Below are 18,326 nucleotides of genomic sequence, written 5' to 3' on the forward strand. Positions count from 1 at the left end.
CGGCGGCTTAGCCGGCCGGAGGCCCTGCTTCAGGCTGGCTGCCTGTGGCCTGTGCCCGCGATGCGCCGGCCTCCCTCGATCCATGCCGCCCTCCGACCTCCTCCGCCACGATATAGAGTGGCCGCCGTTTCACTTCGGCGAAGATTCGGCCGACATATTCGCCGATCACGCCGAGAAACACGAGTTGAATGCCGGAAAAGAACATCACCGAGACGATCAGGCTGGGGAAGCCGGGCACATCCACGCCCAGCACCATCGTGCGCAGCAACATGGTGATCGCGTAGGTGAAGGCGAAGATCGAGATGCCGAGGCCGATATAGGTGGCGAGCTTAAGCGGCAGGGTGGAGAAGGAGGAGAGCCCGTCAAAGGCAAAGCGCGTCAGCTGGCGGTAGCCCCATTTCGAGGTGCCGTGCAGCCGCTCCTGGACTTCGAAGGGCACGCCGATGGATTTGAACCCCACCCAGGCATAGAGTCCCTTCGAGAACCGCGCCCGCTCGCCGAGCCGGCGCAGGGCCTCCACCACCTTGCGGTCCATCAGGCGGTAATCGCCTGCGCCCGGCGGCAGCGGAGTCTCGCCGAATCGCGAGAAGAGCGTGTAGAATTTCTCGGTCATCCAGCGGCGGATCGGCCCGTCGGTCGACCGGTCGACGCGCTGGCCATAGACCATGTCATAGCCCTCGCGCCATTTCGCCACGAAGGTCGCGATTGTCTCCGGCGGATGCTGGAGATCGGCATCGATCATCACCACCGCCCGGCCATGAGCATGGTCAAGCCCCGCGGCAAGCGCGATTTCTTTGCCGAAATTCCGGCTGAAGGAGACAGCCCGCAGGCGGCTGTCCGTTTCGGCGGCACGGCGGATCCGGGCCAGTGTGTCATCCTGCGAGCCGTCATCGACGAAGATGATCTCGAAACTCGCGACACAGCCTTCCAGCACCGGCACCAGCGCGCCGACCAGGGCCTCGATATTCTCGCCCTCGTTGAAGACGGGAACCACAACCGACAATTCGGGATGGACGCGATGCGGCATGCTCGGACTCAGGTTGACGACAGGACGGCTTTCCGCCGGCGCGCAGGCAGGGTAAGCCCCTGATGCCGGCCGGCATTCCCCTGTTACTCGCATGGGCCGCATGAATGGAAGCTTGATGGTGCCGCTTGTTCTCTGCGCCGATGATTATGCGATGACGCCCGCCGTCAGCCGGGGCATCCTCGCGCTGCTGGAAACCGGGCGGATCACCGCCACCGGCGCCATGACCAACCGCCCCTCCTGGCCCGAGGCTGCGCATGATCTTCGTGCCCTTGCCGGCACGGCCGATCTCGGCGTCCATCTCTCGCTGACCTGCGGCGAGACCCTGACCGACGGCGCGGGCTGGGCCGCCAACCGCGCCCAGCCGAAACTCCCCGCCCTGCTGGCCCGGGGGCTTTCCGGCACACTCCCGCTCGACGCGATCATGCGCGAGATCGAGGCCCAGCTCGACGCTTTCGAACAGGCCATGGGCATGCGCCCGGATTTCATCGACGGCCACCAGCATGTCCATGCGCTGCCGGGCATCCGCCGTGCGCTTCTGGCCGTGCTGGCGCGGCGCTATCCAGGCCACGAACCGTGGATCCGCGATCCCGGCGACAGCCCGGGCGCCATCCGCGCCCGCGGCCGTTTTGCCCGCAAGGCGCGGCTGCTGGCCTTGCTCGCCGGTCCATTCGGCCGCCGGATGGCCGAGGTGGGCTTCCGCCTCAACCGGGGCTTCGCCGGCTATTCCGCCTTTGATCCCGCGGCCGATTATGGCGCTGACTTCGCGAGCTATCTCGTCGCGCCCGGCCCGGCGCATCTCGTCATGTGCCATCCCGGCGAGGTGGATGACGCCCTGCGCGCCCTCGACCCGGCCACCGACAGCCGGCTGACCGAACTCGCCTTCTTCCGTTCGGACCGCTTCAGCGAGATCTGCGCCGTTGCCGGGATGCAGCCCTCGCGGATGGCAGGGTAGGGGCCTCGCCCGCGCCCCATGACAAGGAGGGGCAAACCCGCCACGCTCTCCGGGTGATTCCCTCGCCTCCGGAAACCCCATGCCCGTCACAATCAATCCCGCCTATCTCTGGCCGATCCTTCTGCTGCTGGCCTCGAATGTCTTCATGACCCTCGCCTGGTATGGCCATCTGAAATTCAAGACGACAGCCCTGCCGGTCGTGATCCTTGCCAGCTGGGGCATCGCCTTCATCGAATATTGCCTCGCCGTGCCAGCCAACCGGATGGGCCATGCGGTCTATTCGGCGGCGGAACTGAAGACGATCCAGGAAGTGATCACGCTGATCGTCTTCGCTGGATTTTCCGTCTTCTTTCTCGGCGAGAAGCTGACGCTGAACCACGGGATCGGCTTCGCGCTGATCTGCGCCGGCGCCTGGTTCGTATTCCAGGCAAAATAGCGCACAGCGCACCCTTCTCCGCCAAGGGGAGGATTGCGGCCCGCCCTTCAGGGCTGTTAAGGGAAGCCATCGCCGGAATCGTTCGGCACGCGGTGAGGAGACGCATCATGAGCCAGATTTTCGACCGGCCCAAGGAAATCATCGACTATTGCCTTAAGCCGCTGAACCTGCCGAAGGAAGACGCGACCTACCAGGAGGTCTATCGCCGCCTCGAGCATGTCATCAAGACCTATCAGGTCCAGATGATGAAGGCGAAAGCCCCGGTTGCGGTGGATTTCTCGCAGATGCGCACCATCACGATCAACGAGGACGCGCACGGCCACGATTGAGGCCTGGCTCCGTCGGGCCGAACGCCAGGTGCTGATCATGGCGCAATGCCGCGAATTCCTGACGGACAGCAAAAAGGGGCCTTGCGGCCCCTTTTCCATGACGGGAAAGAGCGAAAATGCTCAGGCCGTCGCCTTGGCGTACATTTCGGCCACGTATTCCCAGTTCACCAGATGCTCGACGAAGGCCTTGAGGTAGTCCGGCCGGCGGTTGCGGTAATCGATATAGTAGGAATGCTCCCACACGTCGCAGCCGAGGATCGGCGTGGCGCCCTGCACCAGCGGGCTCTCGCCATTCGCGGTCTTCATGACGACGATCTTGCCGTCCTTGACGGCAAGCCAGTTCCAGCCCGAGCCGAACTGGGTGATGCCGGCCTGGATGAAGTCTTCCTTCATCTTCTCGACAGAACCGAGATCCTCGATGATCTTCTTCTCCAGTGCACCCGGAATGGCGCCGCCGCCATTCGGCTTCATCCAGTTCCAGAAATGGATGTGGTTGTAATGCTGGCCCGCATTGTTGAAGAGGCCGGCATTCTTGCCGAACGAGCCCTTCACGATCTCCTCGAGGCTCTTGCCCTCGAATTCCGAGCCCTTCAGCAGGTTATTGCCGTTGTTCACGTAAGCCAGGTGATGCTTGTCGTGATGGTATTCCAGCGTCTCCTTCGACATATACGGCTGCAGCGCGTCATAGGCGTAGGGGAGGTCGGGAAGCGTGAAGGACATGGGTGGGTTCCTCGAACATCTGAATCCGGTCAAGCCGGCCGCGATCGGCCGCGCTGCCCTCATGTAAGTCGACCGTAGCAGAAGGGCAATCGCTCCGTTGCGGGGAAATCGGGCCAGACGAACAGTGGATAGCCGCGAAGTGGCTGTCCAACCGGTTGATATTTGCTCCTTCTTCGCGGAATGTTTACCTTGGCCTGTCGTTCTGGATGGAATTCAGGCCGGTACATAAAGGCGAGCCGATGATTTTCGCGATTTTCCTGGTCGCTGCCCTTCTTGTCCTCGGCGGCGTCCTGGGCCTCGTCAGCGCCCTCAATCTGATCCCGACCGATCTCGGCCTCGTACAATTCCAGGCGGGGACAATTGCGCTGGTCGCCGGCATGGTGACATTGGCGATCGGCTTCTCCACCCGTGCGCTTCTGGCAGCCCTGCGACGGGTCGCGACCCCGCATGCCCTCGCCGCGTCGCTGGATGAACGGCCCCGCATGCCGGAGCCTGCGATCGAACCGCCACCGCTTGGCGGGCATGAGCCGGCCATCGCCGCCGGCATGCTGGCAACCGGGGCCGCGGCCGGCGCCGCTTTTGCCGCCCCGTCCGGGCCGGAACCGCTGCCGCCGGCACCGGGTGAAATCCTTGTCGATCCCGCATTCGACCTGCCGCCGGTTGCCCTGCCGGAGGGGCAGGATCCCGGCGCCCCGGCCGCGCCGCAGGAAGACAGGCCTGTCGAGCCTTTGCCCGAACCTCAACCTGCCGACATGCCGTTGGCCATCGACATTCCTCTGGCCGAGTTGCTGCCGGCCGAGCCCATCGCAGGGCCGGAGCCGGTGACGCCGTCGGTTCTGCCGGGCCTGGCGCCCATTCCCGCGCCGCCTGACCTGATGCTGCAGGCCATTCCCGAACCGCCGGTCCTCTCGATCGAGCAGGAGATCCGCGCCCAGCTTGGCCGGGCCCCGACCCCGGAACCCGGGCCGGCCCCGATGCCTGAATCGCCGGCTGAACCGGAAGCCGCGCCGGCCCCCGGCCTTATCGCCGATGCCGATCTCGCCGCCCTCGAGGACGGCCGGCCTCCCCTCGCGCCGCTTGAGACGCTGGAAGTCGTCGGCGCCTACGATTCGGGCGGCACGCGCTTCACGATGTATTCGGATGGCTCGGTTGTGGCGGCGGGCCCCGAGGGCGAGACCCGCTATCCAACGTTGCAGGATCTGCGCCGCCATCTCGACCAGCTCGCAGGCTGAGCTGCCCCTCACGAGGCGCTTGGTGCCAACCTCTCGCCGGCGGGTGAGGGGGCTTAGCCCGACCCCGCTGCCAGCCCCGTCACTTCCAGCGCAAAGGCGAAAACCCGCGCGATATCGTCGAGCTGTTCGAACCGCCCCGATGAGCCGCCATGGCCGGCGCCCATCTGCGTGTAGAGCAGCACCGGCCCGCCGCCGGTCATCGTCGCGCGCAGGCGGGCGACGAATTTCGCCGGTTCCCAATAGGTGACACGTGGATCGGTCAGGCCGCCGATCACCAGCATGGGCGGATAGTCCTTCGCGGCGATGTTGTCATAGGGCGAATAGGCCCGCATCGCGTGGAAGGCAGCCTCGTCGGTGATCGGGTTGCCCCATTCCACCCATTCCGGCGGCGTCAGCGGCAGGCTCGGGTCGAGGATCGTGTTGAGGCTGTCGACGAAGGGAACATCGGCGATGATCCCGGCGAATTTCTCGCCCGCGAGATTGGCGACGCCACCCATCAGCATCCCGCCTGCCGAGACCCCTTGCGCCACGATCCGCTTCGGCGCGGCATAGCCTTCCGCGACGAGGAATTCCGCGACCGCGATGAAATCGGTGAAGCTGTTGATCTTTTTCTCGCGCTTCCCCTCGCGGTACCAGCGGAAGCCCTTCTCCGTGCCGCCCCGGATATGGGCGATCGCATATATGAAGCCGCGATCGACGAGGCTCAGCCGCTCGGTCTCGAAATCGGCATCCATCGCATAGCCATAGGCGCCATAACCGTAGAGCAGGGCCGGGGCCGTGCCGTCAACCGGCGTGTCCTTCCGCCGGAGGATGGTGACGGGCACGGTCTCGCCATCCGGCGCGGGGGCGAAAACCCGCTCGGTCACATAGACGGCGGGGTCATGGCCGGAGGGCACATCCTGCACCTTCAGCACCGTCTCGGCCCCGGTGGCGAGATCGAGATCGAGCGTCACTTCCGGGTCGACCGGCGAGGAATAGGCCAGCCGCAGGATGTTGCTCTCGTATTCGAGGCCCACCGTCGCAGCGATATCGCCGATCGCCGCCCGGGGCGCCAGCACACGTTCGGCACCGGTCTCCCAGTGGCGGATATGGATGCGCGGCCCCTCCTCGCCGAGGCTCGACCAGATCAGCCAGTCCTTCAGCACATGCACGGAAAGCAGCATCCGGCCTGGCGTTTCGGGCACCAGCACGCGCGCCCGCTCGAGATCGGTCTCGCCGACCGGCAGCGCGACGATCCTGAAATCCGCCGCCCCGCCATGGTTGGTGCGGATGATCAGATCGCCGGCATGGTGGTCGATCTCGTATTCCACGCCCTGCACGCGCGGAAAAACCGGCACCGGAACTTCGCCCGCATCGTCAAGATCGAGCAGCAGCACCTCGCTCGTCTCGTGGTCATGGATCGAGATGAAGCCGTAACGGTCATCCTGCGTGACATCGAGACCGACGAACCAGCCCGAATCCGCCTCGCGGTAGATCTCGACATCGTCGCGCTGCTTCTCGCCGAGGCGATGCCGCATCACGCGGTAGGGCCGCTGCGAGGAATCCAGCTCGATATAATAGAAGAAACGGCCGTCGCGGCCCCAGACCACCTCGCCATTGGTCCGCGAGATGCGGTCGCGGTCGTTGCCGGTGGCGAGGTCCCGCACGCGAAGGACGTAGCTTTCAGAGCCGGTTATGTCCGCCGCCCAGACCATCAGCCCGTGATCGGGCGAGGGCTGGGTGGCGCCGATATCGAAGTAATCGACATCGCGCGCCTCCTTCGACCCGTCGAGCAGGATCTGCTCGCGGCGGGACCCGATCTTCCGCCGGCAGAAGACCGGATATTGCTGACGCTTCCGGAAGCGCTCGTAATAAAGCCACTCGCCATCCTTCATCGGCGGCTCGGCCTCATCCTCGCGCATCCGGCCGCGCATTTCCGCCATCAGGTCCTTCTGCAGCCCGGCCAGCGGTTTGAAGGCCTCGCGGGCGAAGGCATTCTCGCGCCGGAGATAGGTGCCGATCGCCGGCGGAACGCGCTTGGGGTCCTCGATCACCGCCTGCCAGTTCCGGGCGCGGAGCCAGGCATAGTGATCCACCAGCGTCACGCCATGCACCACGCGTTTCACCGGCTTGCGGGCAGCCATCGGCGGCTGGCGGGTGAGATGGGCGAAAGGCGGCAGGCGAGACATCGGCGAATCCTCATCAATCCGCGCGCATCTAGCCGGATTCCCGGACCGGGCGATACGGGGGAGGGACAGGTGAGGAGGCCTTACTCCGCCGGATCGGCGCGGAAGGTGAAGGCCGCGCCGTTGGTGCAATAGCGCCGCCCGCTCGGCTTCGGGCCATCCGGAAAGACATGGCCGAGATGGCCATCGCAGACCGCGCAGCGGATCTCGATCCGCCGCATCCCGTAGGACCGGTCCTCATGATAGCTCACCACACCCTCCTCGACCGGCTCGAAGAAGCTCGGCCAGCCGGTTCCGGATTCATACTTGCTGTCAGTGCGGAACAGGGCGGTGTCGCAACCCGCACAATGGAAGGTTCCGGTGCGCTTTTCTTCGAGGAAAGGTCCGGTGAACGCGCATTCGGTGCCATGCTCGCGCAGGACGCGGTATTGCTCGGGTGTCAGCAGCGCACGCCACTCCGCTTCGGACTTGATCACCTTCTGAATTGCTTTCATCCCACCGCTCCGTGCTTACGTAAGGCCAAAATGGGCCACGCAACTTGAGACAGCAAGTGTACAAACGACAATGTGAACTGTGAACCGGCTTCACCTTCTCTGGGAAACCATGATGCCCGGGTGAAAATTATGTGATATTTATCACAAACCGCTTGCAACTATCCGAAAATATTGCTGAAAGAAAATTGAACGGCTGGAATCCTCGAATCGAGTGTTCGCAAGATATCTTGCTTTACGACTAAGGTATCACCATTTTCAACCGTTGGCCCGAAGAAAAACAAGGAATAGGGTGGTACGATCTGCCCGGCCATAAGAGAAGGAAATATGCTCATGGCGAATACAATCGAACAGGGTGATCTGATCGAATTGGCGGCAGAAATCGTATCTGCCTATGTCAGCAACAATTCCGTGCCCGCTTCGGATCTTCCGAGCCTGATCAACGAGGTTTACACTGCGCTGACGCGGGTGGGCACGCCGATCATCGAGGTTGCGGCCGAGCCGCTTAAGCCTGCCGTTTCTGTCAAGAAGTCGGTGAACAACGACTACATCATCTGCCTGGAAGACGGGAAGAAGTTCAAGTCGCTGAAGCGCCATCTCCGCACGCAGTACAACATGTCGCCCGAGCAGTATCGCGAGAAGTGGGGCCTCCCGGCCGACTATCCGATGGTGGCGCCGAACTACGCGGCAGCCCGGTCGCGGCTGGCGAAGGAAATGGGCCTCGGCCAGCAGCGTCGCCGCGCGCGCTGAGGTTTCGCGCGGCTGCCGCGCTTGCGAGGGACATGGTCCAGAAGCCGGAAAGGCGCCCTGCGGGGCGCCTTTTTTGTGCCTTGTCATGCGCCCGATTGCTTGCCGGTTTCTTCTCCGCATGTTCCGGCCTGTTCTGTGTCCTGGCAGGCACTGTCCACAAGGCAAACGAAAGCGGGGAATTCTTTTTTTCGGTCCGGATGCCGGGCCCGTTTCAGCATTGAGCTTCGCCCCGGCCGGGCCCTAGCCTTCGCGCGGGGAGATTGGTTGCGGAGCAAGCATAATGGAGCAATTATCCAGTATTTCCATAATATTCGGAAACTTTAACTTAATGGAACCGCCGAGCCGTCGCCGGCCCGTTCCCCTCGCGGATGATCCTTCCGGGCGCTGTGTCGGGGCCCTGCAGCGCCAGATGCAGCAGCAGATCTGCCGTGCCTCGGCCGCAGCATGGAGGGGGGTTCCCGCTTCGGCGCTCCTGCGGCCGGAGCGCAACGCGGCCGCCATCGTGCAGGCGCGGCACACGGCGATCTATCTCGCCCATGTCGTTTTCGGCTGCTCGTTGACCCGCGCGGGCGCCATGGTCGGCCGCGACCGCACGTCGGCGCGCCATGCATGCCTCAGGATCAAGGAGCGGCGCGAGCATCCCCGGGTCGACCGGGCACTCGATGCCCTCGAGGCGGCCATCGGCATCTGGTTCCGCACCTTCGGCACGGGAGACGCCTCATGACCCGGCTCGGTGAACCGCCAGCCCGCAACAAACCCGGCCGCCCCGCCATGCCCCGGATCCGGCCCGCGCCGGAGCCGGACCCGCGCGAAACGGCCCGCCTCCTTGAGCGGCTGGCCGAGCCCGGCATGTGCGTCGAGGCGCAACGCGGCCGGCTCGTCTTCCGCGACGAGCGCCGTCGCGTCTCGCTGGCCAGCCGCTTTCCGGCCAGCCTGCTCGCGCCCCTGCTTGGAGCCGGCGCGATCCGCGCCCTGCCCGGAGGAGGCCATGTCATCACGCCGGAAGGGCGCGCGCGGCTGAAACGCGAGGCGGCCGGTGATGTGGCGGCCCAGCACCGGGAGATCATGTTCCGGCCTGAACCCGCCCTTGCGGGGCAGATCGTCGCCGTCAACCTGCGGGAGGATCCGCTGCAGATGCTCCGGCGGCAGCGCCAGGTCGCCCATCTCGTCGGCCCTGCGGAAATCGAGGCCGGGCTCCGCCTGCGGTCGGATCTGCGCCTCGCCGGCACCATCCCCGCCGTCACGATGGACTGGACGCGTCCGGCCGTCGATGGCTCGGGCGGGGAGGGGCTGGCCGAGGCCGATCGCGTGGTGGCGGCGCGGCAACGCGTCGACCGCGCCCTCAGGGCGGTGGGGCCGGATTTCTCGGGCATCCTCGTCGAGATCTGCGGCTTCGGCAAAGGCATGGAAACGCTGGAACGGGAACAGGCGCTGCCGGTCCGCTCCGGCAAGATCGCGCTGGCCTTCGCGCTCCGTGTTCTCGCCCGGCATTACGGGCTCGAAAACCTGGCAACGGGCCTCCGGGCCGGCCGCATCCAGGCGGTGACCCTCGGCGGGTAACTCGCCGCTCAGGTGGCGCGGCCGGCTTCGGCCTTGATCCGCGCCACCATCGAGGCGAGGCCGTTGGCACGCTGCGAGGTCAGGTGCTCGCGCAGCCCGATCTCGGCGAAGAAGGCCTGCGCATCGGTCGCCGCGATTTCGTTCGGCAGCCGGTTCGAGAACATCGCAATCACAAGCGCGACCAGCCCCTTCACGATCAGCGCATCGCTGTCGCCCCGGATGGCGAGGCGCCCGGTTGCAGCGTCACGGTCCATCATCAGCCAGACCTGGCTCGCGCAGCCGGGCACCTTGAAGGCGTCGGAATAGGCTTCCGCCGGCAGGGCGGGCAGGGATTTGCCGAGATCAATCAGGTAGCGGTAGCGATCATCCCAATCATCAAGAAAGGCGAGATCGTCGCGGATGGTCTGGAGCGCGGGCGGGGTATCCATGCTGGTCAGGTGTCGCGTGGTGGCGGGAAGGTCAAGCCCCTTTTCGCGCCGGATGCGGCCCCGGCCGGCGCGGCGGCAGCGGAATCCCTTCGACGATCCGGCGCTCGGGCGCAGTTTTCGCCGGGGGCTCGGGGCCGGCGGGGGGCGTAGCAGGCAGGGAAGGCACGGAGACAGCCGCAGCGGGCGCGAGCGCCGTGCCGGCCTGCCGGGCGAGCTCGGTGCAGAGCAGTGGCTTGTCCTGGCACAGGGCAATGGCCTGGCCAGGCAATTGCCCGGCAGCCGCGCGCAGCTCCGAGCCCGCCTGCCGGCGGTCCTCCGCCGGAACCGTCACATAATAGAGCGCCGCAATCGCCAAGGTGGCACGCCAGAACATGGTGCATCTCCCAATCCCGCTTCTGGCATAAGGCAGGGACCTCGCAATTCTGTTGGCAATTTTCGTCGAATTTTATCGATCCGGCGTTCTGCGCGGAGCCGCAACGCTTTTGAGCCTGGCAGCGCGGATCTGGAGAGAGCTTGTTCACCATAGTCGCGGAAAGGCCGGAGCCCCGGCGTCTCCGGGCCCGAAACCGGGGCTGCAGCACGCTGCATCTTAGCACCCGTTTAAGACCGCCCGACGCATGGTTGGGGTTGGGGAAAAGGACCAAACAGAACGGGACGTGACGGGCCGATGACGATCGACTGGACCCAGACCTTGATGGGCGCCTCCGCCCTTGCCAGCCATGGCCGGTCGGGCATGGCTGCGGCTCTGGCCGGGCGGCGCCTTCTGGGGGTTCTCGCCGGATCGCTGGCCATGGGTCTCTCGCTCGCCACCTTGCCCTTCCGCGGCCTCGGCGCCGTCCTGCCGGAATGGATCGGCCTCAGCGGTGTCCTCGCGGCCTCAGTTTGCGGATTCGTGCTCCTTTCGCGCGAGCGTCCATTGGCCCGGCTGGCCGGCCTGTTCAGCGGGTTGCTCGTCCTGCCTTTCGCTGCCTTTGCCGGGGCCGGGCTGCCGATCCTCGCGCTGCTCTCGCTGCTGGCTGCCGCCCTCGGGCTGGCCGACTGGCTCGCGCTCCGGAACCGCCCGGTGCCGGCGCGCGCCATTGCCGGCATTGCGGTGCTCGCGACCATTGCCTGCTTCCTGCAGGGCCCGCTTGATCTTGCCGCCGTGGCCCCGGCCATCGCGATGACAGTACCGCTTGCTCTGGGAGCCTTCCGGCAGCCGGCTGCAGAGCCTGCCGCCGCCGAGCCGGACCCGCGCCGCCGGCTTGGCCGCCTCGAGGCCCTCAATGGCCTGCTTCTCCGCGGCGGCGCCCGGCAGATCCTCGTGGTGGATCAGGTGGGCGCGCTGGATGCCGAGGGCGAGGCGCCGTTCCGCCGGCATCTGCTGGAAACGCAATTCCCCGAACGCTCGGTTGTCGCAGCGACGCTGATCGCCGATCGCGTGCCGCTGCTTCAGGCCCTGTCCCGCGCGATCCACGAGGACCGGACGACGGAAGGCCTTGTCTTGCGACTCCGCCGTGACCCGGCCGGTGCAGGCTTCCCGCTGCCGCCGCGTTATGATCGCTATTCCTGCATGGTGGCGCCGCTGCCCGGCGAGCCGGGCCTCGCGGTCTTCCTTTACGAGCCGGCGGAGAGTGTTGCGGCCGAGCCTTCGCCCGCCCGCAGGGGCGATCCGGCCCTGCTGTCACGCGCACTGCATGACAGCGTGGCCCCGTTCAATGCCGGCCTCGGTTTCCTCGAGATGCTCGCCGACCCACGCCTTGCCCCGCGTGACCCCGCCACCTCCCGGGATTTCGCCGCCGAGGCCCACAAGGCGATCGGCGAGGCCCATCGCAACACGCATCTGATGGGCCGCTGGCTGCGCGCCCTTCAGGATGGGCCGGACGAACAGGCCGATATCCTGCCGCACCGCCTGCTCTCCGATGCGATCCGGGTGCTCAACCTGCGGGAAGCGCAGGATCGCGGCCTGCTCGCCGTGACGGCGCCGGCGGGCCTGCCTGCCGCGCGGCTGCCGCTGCCGGCTGCGCGCTTCGCGGTGGAAATCATGCTGCGCCGTGCCATGGGCCGTGAAGGCGCGCGCCTCGAATGGCTGCGGGACGGCGCCGACCTGCTGGTCACCTGCCACGCCCCGCCGACGGATGAAGCCCCGATGGTGGATCCGTTCGAGGCGGCCCTGTGTGAGGCCCTGGCCGGCGAAAGCGGCATCGGGTTCTCGGCTTCAGGCGGGCGGGACCTGACCTTGCGCTTCGCCGGCGCCTATGCCGGGCGACTGCCGGTGGCGACCGGCCACGAGACCATTGGGAAAGAGCCGATCCGCATCGCGGGATGAACGGGATCGACGGGGGTGGTGACCATGAAGCAACGGAACCGGGCCCAGGAACGCCGGATGCCGGAAGACGAGGATCGGCCGCGCCGCGCGCGCCGTCGCCTTGTCACGGGCGGCCGTGTCGTGGCGGCCCTGGCTTGCCTGTTCGGCGGTACAATCATCGTGAATGCGGTGATGATGCAGAGCGAGAAGCACCCGACGCCCTTGTTCCGCAACGCCATCCGCGAGGCCGAATCCTTCCCCGCGCCGCCCCTTCGGCCGGAACCGGCGCCCCGGCAGGCAGCCCACACCCAGCCGGCCGCCCCGCTTGCGCGCCCGGCCCCGGCTCCGGCGGCGCCTGTTGCCGCGAAGCCCCCCGAAGTGCCGCCCGCCGCCACCCCCTCCGATCCCCTGCTCGCGGATATCCAGCGTGAACTCGCCCGTCGTGGATTCTACAAGGGCGAGGCGCATGGCCGCCCGGGCACGGCGACGACACAGGCGATCCGCGATTACCAGTTCTCCCAGCGCGTTCCGGTCGATGGCCGCCCGAGCGAGGCCCTGCTGAAGGACCTGCAATCCGCCTCGCGCGCAGCCATGCGCGACGAATTGTCCGACCTTCTGAAGCGCAACGGCACCGAGCGCCCCGCCGCCGCCGAGGACAGGCCCAGCCGGACTGTGTTCGACGTCCAGCGCGCGCTGAACAAGGCCGGCTATGGCCCGCTGACCGAGGATGGCCAGATGGGCCCTTCCACCCGCAACGCCCTGGCCAAATTCGAGGCCGATCGCAAGCTGCCACCCCGGGGCGAGCCGAAAGGCCCGGTTCTCAAGCTGCTTGCCTCGACCACCGGCATCCCCATCAGCCCGTAAGATGCGGCTGACGAGCGAATTCTTCGTCTCCGCCTATCTCCGCCGCACCGCGATCGAGGGGGCGTTCGGCGCGCTGCGCCGCCGGGGCGGGGCAGAGGCCGGTACGGTTTTCGTGGTGGTCGACCATCTCGACGGCACGGCAGCGCTGTACGGCCCGGCCCCGATGTCGAGCTATGCCGGCAAGCCCGAGGACAGGGTTTTCACCCGGCTCCATGCCGCGCCCGTCCTGGAGCGGCCGGCCGTCGAGGCCAGGCTGGAGAAGGAAATCCGCTTCGATCCGGATTGCTGGATCGTCGAGATCGAAGACCGGCAGGGCCGGCACTTCCTCGATCCGGTGATCGAGCCCGGAGGCTGATCCCCGCTGGAGCGGCCCGTTTCGGCACGCCCCTTAATCACCTCTTAAGACATTGCCCGCAATTTCCTCTGGGAAGGGTTGATTCGACGCCGCCAGCCGGCGTGCGGCTTCCCTTCCGAAGGAGTTCTGGCCATGGGCGAACTGATCCGCTTCCGGCCTCGTCATGGGGCCAAACCGGGCATGCTGCCGGCGGGTGAACCGCTGCGCAACGACGGCACCGGCGCGACCATCCTGCTGTTTACCGGCGTTCGCTACGAACGTCACGACGACCCCCCTGCTCACGCCCCCAAAAACCAGAGCCCCCGCTCCGGCCGGCGCAAGCGCGCGTAACCCTGCGTACCCCGTTCCCGCCCTGAGCCCGCTTGCCGGCGCGACAGGGAAAGCCCAACCGCATGCGCGCGGTGGGCCCGCCCTCGCGCGTGCTGCCGCACGCCCGGCCCGGCGCGGCCTGCTGGCGAGGAGGCCCGATGCAGCCTGTTTCCGCCCCGATCTTCCGCCTTGTCCGCACGTCCGGCCTTGCCGTGACGCTCGCGCTGCCGCTTCTTGCCTGCATGCCGACCACGGGCGATTTCGGGCGGCCGCAGCAGGGCTTCACCAATGACGTGCTGCTGCCCTTCACCGGCACGGTCTCGGCGCGGATGCGGGGCGAGCCCTCGTCCTTCTATGCCTATACCGAGGACGAGAAGGAACTCCGCAACCGCGCCTGGAATTTCCTGATGCCGGAGACCGATGCCCCGCGCGGCACCTGGCAGGAACGCAACCTCGCCTTCCACCGCGTCATCCCGCCGCGCGAGCATGATGTGACCCTGTTCCACCGGACGATCATGGGCGGCCCGCAATTCGGTGCCCGGAACGATTCGCCGATCCTGCGCCGCATCAGCAATCCAGGCCATGCCTTCTCATCACTCGTCTCGCGCTACAACCGTGTGAAAGACACGATCGCCGCCGATCACGCGCTGGTGCCGCATTTCCGGCTCGTCGCCTCGCAGGTCATCCAGGCCGACCATGTCCGGGCGCGCAGCCTCGGCCATGTCGGCCATCTGACGGAGGAGCAGCGCAACGAGGCGCTGGAGCGCATCTGCGAGAACGCGCTGATCATCGCCCGGGTGAACTGGTCCTTCTATGACCGCGCCGCGCAATACCGCTATTCGCTCGAACATCTCCTCGTCGAGGGGCCGGAACGCGAGGCCATCCCCTCCGAACGCACGCTGATGGCCTTCGAGGCCGATATCGGTCGCCTGACGAAGAGCGCGATGCAGATCCCAGGCCATTGCCTGCGCGAGGTCGAGATGCCGCCGGTGCTGACGCCAAGGCCGCTCGTCCGCAAGGGCTGACGGCTAATCCGGCAGCCTCTCGCTTTCGCAACGGGCGGCACGCAGCACCTCCTGCGCTCGCGCGCGGCTGCTCGGCCGGTCGACGAAGACCTTCAGGATGGCCAGGCCCGTGAGATGGCGGGCGGGCATGCGGATTTCCTCGATCGCCTGTTCCTCGTCATCGAGCAGAGTGATCCGGTCGAGTTGGGCCTGTGTCGCCACCACAAGGTCGAGGCTGCCGCCGGTGGCCGCCCGGTCGGAGACGGAAGCGTAGATGCCGCGATGCCGCTCGGCGAGGCTGATCGAGAGGAACGTCTCGGAGAGTGGTACGCGCAGCCGCACGGGGCCGGCGGAGAGGTCGTAATGACAGACCGCCATCGCCACGGCCGGGTCGACAAAGGGCAGGCCCTTCAGATCCTCCGCCTCGATCAGCGCGATCATGTTCGTGGCGGCGCCGCGCTCGAGCCGCGAGAACACATCGTCCTTCGTGCCGAATGGCAGGATGAACAGGCTGATGATATGCGCCAGCGTCGCCATCAGCACGAAGACCAGGGCCAGCAGCGAGACCGGCATCACGGGCACCGGATCCGGCTGAGCCGGGGGATTGTGCGCGGATCAAGCTGCGTCGCCGTCGCGGCGAGGGGCGTCTCGTAAAGCCGGATGATGATCTGGATATCCTGCTCCGGCCGGCCGGTCGGCAGCCAGTTGCCCGGCAGCGGCTCCGGCCCGATCTCGATCGTGAACGGACCTTCGGCAGGCCGGATGATCTCGGCCGAGGTGAAGCCATGTCGTTCAGCCAGGTTCGGCACCAGCCGGCCGGCCCCGTCGACCAGCGTCACAGTCCAGTAGCGCGCAGTCGGGAAAGGCGCCCAGAGCCGGTATTCGCAGCGCGAGGACAGGGTCTTGCCGTCGCTGTCCGCCCGGGCCCGGAGGGCAAAGCCTTCGCCGGCGGCAAGCGGCAATTCGCCCTCGTAGAACATCCGCGCCCGCGCGTAGGGGTCGATCTCCGGCGCGCCCTGACGGGGCAGGAACAGCCAGCCGCCGGTCAGCGCATGCGGGAAGGCTGTCGGTCCGGCCACGGCGAGGAAGGTCAGGGCTCCGCCGCTGGCCAGCCCCGCCAGGGCCACGATCAGGAGAAGCAGCAGGCGCATGATCCGGGGGCGGCCCTCATGAACGCGGGGCGGGCATGGTGCCGAGGCCGGAAACCGGCCCGGCCGGCTTGTCCTCACCGGCCGCCTCGATCTCCCGCAGGACGGACTTGCCGCGCGGCGAGAGCCGGTAGAGCCGCCCGGCCTGCGGCAGGTTTGCTTCCAGCGCGCCGGCCAGTTCCGCGAGCTTCGGATCGCGCACCGGCTTGTCCTCGTCGCCGAGGCCGACAATGTTCTGCGCGTCGATATCGAGATGGGCGAAGGCCATGGCCTGCTGGAACAGCATGGCCGGCAGCGAGCCGCCGGTCATGTTGTTGGTGGCGGTATAATCGTCATTGCCGAACCAGACGGCGGTGGTGAAATTGCCCGAATACCCGACGAACCAGGCATTGCGGTATTCATCGGTCGTGCCGGTCTTGCCGGCGGTGGGAACGCCGGGCAAAGTCGCGCGCCTTCCCGTCCCGGCCGTGACGACCTGGCGCAGCATGCGGTTCATGTCGAGCGCGACATAGGCGGGGATCACCTGCGGCCTTTTCTCCAGGTCCTGCTCGGCGCGGTAGATCACCTCGCCGGCGGGGGTGGCGATCTCGCGGGCGACATAGGGTTTTGCCAGCCGGCCACCATTGGCGAAGGCGTTGAACCCGGTCGCCATGTCCACCACCGTCACCTCGCTGACGCCCAGCGGCATGCCGGGAATGTCGCGCACCTCGTTGGAAAAGCCCACCTTGCGCAGCACATCATGGACACGCGCGCGCCCGGCCTTGTGGTTGCCCTTGCCGAGCTTCTCGTTCAGCTGGATCGGGATCGTGTTGATCGACTTGGCCAGCGCCACGATGGCCGGCATCGAGCCGGCATAGGAGCGGCCGTAATTCTGCGGGCACCAGGGCCGGCCGATATTCACGCAGGTCGGCCGGTCGACAACGATGCTGTCCGGCTTGATCACGCCGTCATGCAGTGCTGCTGCATAGACAAAGGGCTTGAAGGACGAGCCCGGCTGCCGCATCGCCTGCACGGCCCGGTTGAACTGGCTCTGCCCGTAATCCCGCCCGCCCACCATGGCGCGCAGCCCGCCGGTATGGTCGAGCATGACGAGCGCCGCCTGCTTGACCTGGTAATTCGGCCCGTGTTGGCGCAGGATCGATTCCGACGCCCGCTCGACATGCTTCTGCAGGCCGGGGTCGATCGTCGCCCGGACGATCAGCGTCCGGTGATTGCCGAGCTTGCCCGCGGCTGCGAGCTGCTTGATTTCCTCGAAGCCGAAATCGAGCGCATAATCCGCGATATTCTGGTTCGCCCTTTCCACCGGCGTTGCCGGGTTGCGCAAAGCGGTGGAAACCTGGCCCTGCGTCAGGAAGCCGGCCTCGACCATATTCGAGAGCACATCCGCCGCCCGGGCGCGCGCTGCCGGCAGGTTCACATTCGGCGAGAATTTCGACGGCGCCTTGAACAGCCCGGCAATCATCGCCGCCTCGGCGAGGGTCAGGTCCCGGACATCTTTGCCGAAATAATGCTCGGCGGCGGATTGCACGCCGAACACGCCATTCCCGAGATAGGCCCGGTCCAGATAGAGCTTCAGGATCTCGCGCTTGGAAAGGCGTGATTCCAGCCAGAGCGCGAGGAAGGCTTCCTTGATCTTGCGCTCGAGCGAGCGCTCGTTGTTCAGGAACAGGTTCTTGGCCAGCTGCTGGGTGATGGTCGAGCCGCCCTGCACCACGCCGTTGGCCCGTGCATTTGCCACGACCGCGCGGAAAAGCCCCTGCGGATCAATGCCCCAATGCTCGTAGAAGCGGCGATCCTCGGTGGCGAGCGCCGCCTTGACGAGATGTTCCGGCAAATCCTCGATCGCGATTGCCTCGCTGTGCAGGATGCCGCGCTTGCCGATCACCGCGCCGGTCTGGTCGACGAAGGTGACTGCGAGGTCCTGCTGCTTCAGCCAGTCATCCTCGTTCACAGCCCTGAATGCGGGTTTTGCCAGCGCTGTCATGAAGATGCCGCCGATGAGGCAATAGGTCAGGGCTTCGCAGGCCACCGTCACCGCCACCCGCCCGCCGGGTGAGGGTTCCAGCCGGTCTGACGCATGCCGGATGCGCCACAGCCCCTCCTTCACACGCTCGCCGAGCCGGTGCAGGGCATCTTCCAGCCAGGCATCGGCATCGCGCAGGCGGCGCGCCAGCTTTTCCCAGGTGGAGAGAGTGCGGAACTCGGTCATGCGTCAGACGTCAGGGGCCAGGCATCCGGGCTGCGGCACCCGGTAGGGACAGGGTATCGT

The 18,326-nt window shown here is 66.7% G+C and carries 21 protein-coding genes; 12 read left to right on the forward strand and 9 right to left on the reverse strand.

Features of this window, described 5'->3' with window-relative positions; all coding sequences use genetic code 11:
- Positions 1-7: 7 nt before the first annotated feature.
- Positions 8-1,027 carry a glycosyltransferase family 2 protein gene (locus P0652_RS09790; protein WP_284178628.1) on the reverse strand — a complete coding sequence of 340 codons (1,020 nt, stop codon included), beginning with the start codon at positions 1,025-1,027 and terminating at the stop codon, positions 8-10.
- A 115-nt stretch (positions 1,028-1,142) separates the two neighbouring features.
- Between P0652_RS09790 and P0652_RS09795 the strand changes: the two genes are divergently transcribed.
- The 3 genes from P0652_RS09795 (at position 1,143) to P0652_RS09805 (ending at position 2,744) form a co-directional block, all read left to right on the forward strand.
- A complete protein-coding gene (locus tag P0652_RS09795) occupies positions 1,143-1,979 on the forward strand; it encodes a ChbG/HpnK family deacetylase (RefSeq protein ID WP_284178629.1) in 837 nt (278 codons plus the stop codon).
- A gap of 79 nt (positions 1,980-2,058) precedes the next feature.
- On the forward strand, positions 2,059-2,415 hold the full coding sequence (locus tag P0652_RS09800) for a DMT family protein (RefSeq protein ID WP_284178630.1): 357 nt from the start codon (positions 2,059-2,061) through the stop codon (positions 2,413-2,415).
- Between the two features lie 107 nt (positions 2,416-2,522).
- Positions 2,523-2,744 (forward strand): hypothetical protein, encoded by a 222-nt coding sequence (locus tag P0652_RS09805; RefSeq protein WP_284178631.1) that lies wholly within the window; start codon positions 2,523-2,525, stop codon positions 2,742-2,744.
- A 120-nt stretch (positions 2,745-2,864) separates the two neighbouring features.
- Here the strand turns inward: P0652_RS09805 and P0652_RS09810 are convergent, their stop codons facing one another.
- Entirely contained in the window at positions 2,865-3,464 is a 600-nt protein-coding gene (locus P0652_RS09810; protein WP_284178632.1) for a superoxide dismutase, read from the reverse strand.
- Positions 3,465-3,703: 239 nt separating this feature from the next.
- Here P0652_RS09810 and P0652_RS09815 point away from each other — a divergent pair, with 239 nt between their 5' ends.
- On the forward strand, positions 3,704-4,696 hold the full coding sequence (locus P0652_RS09815) for a hypothetical protein (RefSeq protein WP_284178633.1): 993 nt from the start codon (positions 3,704-3,706) through the stop codon (positions 4,694-4,696).
- A gap of 53 nt (positions 4,697-4,749) precedes the next feature.
- On the opposite strand, the gene P0652_RS09820 is transcribed toward P0652_RS09815, so the two are convergent.
- Both P0652_RS09820 and msrB read right to left on the reverse strand, forming a co-directional pair.
- The gene (locus P0652_RS09820; protein ID WP_284178634.1) at positions 4,750-6,864 is read right to left on the reverse strand and encodes a S9 family peptidase; all 2,115 of its coding nucleotides are present in this window, start codon (positions 6,862-6,864) and stop codon (positions 4,750-4,752) included.
- 80 nt (positions 6,865-6,944) lie between these two features.
- Positions 6,945-7,355: a peptide-methionine (R)-S-oxide reductase MsrB gene (gene msrB / locus P0652_RS09825; RefSeq protein ID WP_284178635.1), complete on the reverse strand. Its 411-nt coding sequence runs from the start codon at positions 7,353-7,355 to the stop codon at positions 6,945-6,947.
- A gap of 330 nt (positions 7,356-7,685) precedes the next feature.
- Here msrB and P0652_RS09830 point away from each other — a divergent pair, with 330 nt between their 5' ends.
- The 3 genes from P0652_RS09830 (at position 7,686) to P0652_RS09840 (ending at position 9,662) form a co-directional block, all read left to right on the forward strand.
- A complete protein-coding gene (locus tag P0652_RS09830; protein ID WP_284178637.1) occupies positions 7,686-8,102 on the forward strand; it encodes a Ros/MucR family transcriptional regulator in 417 nt (138 codons plus the stop codon).
- A gap of 328 nt (positions 8,103-8,430) precedes the next feature.
- Entirely contained in the window at positions 8,431-8,826 is a 396-nt protein-coding gene (locus tag P0652_RS09835) for a helix-turn-helix domain-containing protein (protein ID WP_284178638.1), read from the forward strand.
- Complete coding sequence (locus P0652_RS09840; protein ID WP_284178640.1) at positions 8,823-9,662, forward strand: DUF6456 domain-containing protein; 840 nt, start codon at positions 8,823-8,825, stop codon at positions 9,660-9,662. Before P0652_RS09835 ends, P0652_RS09840 begins: the two co-directional genes overlap by 4 nt.
- An 8-nt stretch (positions 9,663-9,670) precedes the next feature.
- On the opposite strand, the gene P0652_RS09845 is transcribed toward P0652_RS09840, so the two are convergent.
- The gene (locus P0652_RS09845) at positions 9,671-10,090 is read right to left on the reverse strand and encodes a SufE family protein (RefSeq protein ID WP_284178641.1); all 420 of its coding nucleotides are present in this window, start codon (positions 10,088-10,090) and stop codon (positions 9,671-9,673) included.
- Positions 10,091-10,121: 31 nt separating this feature from the next.
- A complete protein-coding gene (locus P0652_RS09850) occupies positions 10,122-10,463 on the reverse strand; it encodes a hypothetical protein (RefSeq protein ID WP_284178642.1) in 342 nt (113 codons plus the stop codon).
- Positions 10,464-10,757: 294 nt separating this feature from the next.
- On the opposite strand from P0652_RS09850, the gene P0652_RS09855 reads away from it, so the two are divergent.
- From P0652_RS09855 to P0652_RS09875, 5 genes are all read left to right on the forward strand, one after another.
- Complete coding sequence (locus P0652_RS09855) at positions 10,758-12,398, forward strand: hypothetical protein (protein WP_284178643.1); 1,641 nt, start codon at positions 10,758-10,760, stop codon at positions 12,396-12,398.
- A gap of 24 nt (positions 12,399-12,422) precedes the next feature.
- The gene (locus P0652_RS09860) at positions 12,423-13,241 is read left to right on the forward strand and encodes a peptidoglycan-binding domain-containing protein (RefSeq protein WP_284178644.1); all 819 of its coding nucleotides are present in this window, start codon (positions 12,423-12,425) and stop codon (positions 13,239-13,241) included.
- A gap of 1 nt (position 13,242) precedes the next feature.
- Positions 13,243-13,596, forward strand: coding sequence for a DUF1491 family protein (locus P0652_RS09865; protein WP_284178646.1), 354 nt, complete (start codon positions 13,243-13,245; stop codon positions 13,594-13,596).
- A 132-nt stretch (positions 13,597-13,728) separates the two neighbouring features.
- Positions 13,729-13,926: a hypothetical protein gene (locus tag P0652_RS09870; protein ID WP_284178647.1), complete on the forward strand. Its 198-nt coding sequence runs from the start codon at positions 13,729-13,731 to the stop codon at positions 13,924-13,926.
- 137 nt (positions 13,927-14,063) lie between these two features.
- Positions 14,064-14,930, forward strand: coding sequence for a hypothetical protein (locus tag P0652_RS09875; protein WP_284178648.1), 867 nt, complete (start codon positions 14,064-14,066; stop codon positions 14,928-14,930).
- Positions 14,931-14,933: 3 nt separating this feature from the next.
- On the opposite strand, the gene P0652_RS09880 is transcribed toward P0652_RS09875, so the two are convergent.
- From P0652_RS09880 to P0652_RS09890, 3 genes are read right to left on the reverse strand one after another with little or no spacing between them, the layout of a single operon-like run.
- A complete protein-coding gene (locus P0652_RS09880) occupies positions 14,934-15,482 on the reverse strand; it encodes a DUF1254 domain-containing protein (protein WP_284178650.1) in 549 nt (182 codons plus the stop codon).
- The gene (locus P0652_RS09885) at positions 15,482-16,060 is read right to left on the reverse strand and encodes a DUF1214 domain-containing protein (RefSeq protein WP_284178651.1); all 579 of its coding nucleotides are present in this window, start codon (positions 16,058-16,060) and stop codon (positions 15,482-15,484) included. The genes P0652_RS09880 and P0652_RS09885 overlap by 1 nt, the downstream gene beginning before the upstream one ends.
- A gap of 16 nt (positions 16,061-16,076) precedes the next feature.
- Complete coding sequence (locus tag P0652_RS09890) at positions 16,077-18,266, reverse strand: transglycosylase domain-containing protein (protein ID WP_284178652.1); 2,190 nt, start codon at positions 18,264-18,266, stop codon at positions 16,077-16,079.
- Positions 18,267-18,326: the final 60 nt, after the last annotated feature.

It is taken from the genome of Rhabdaerophilum sp. SD176 (genome assembly GCF_030143245.1).
In the GTDB taxonomy this organism is placed as follows: domain Bacteria; phylum Pseudomonadota; class Alphaproteobacteria; order Rhizobiales; family Beijerinckiaceae; genus Rhabdaerophilum.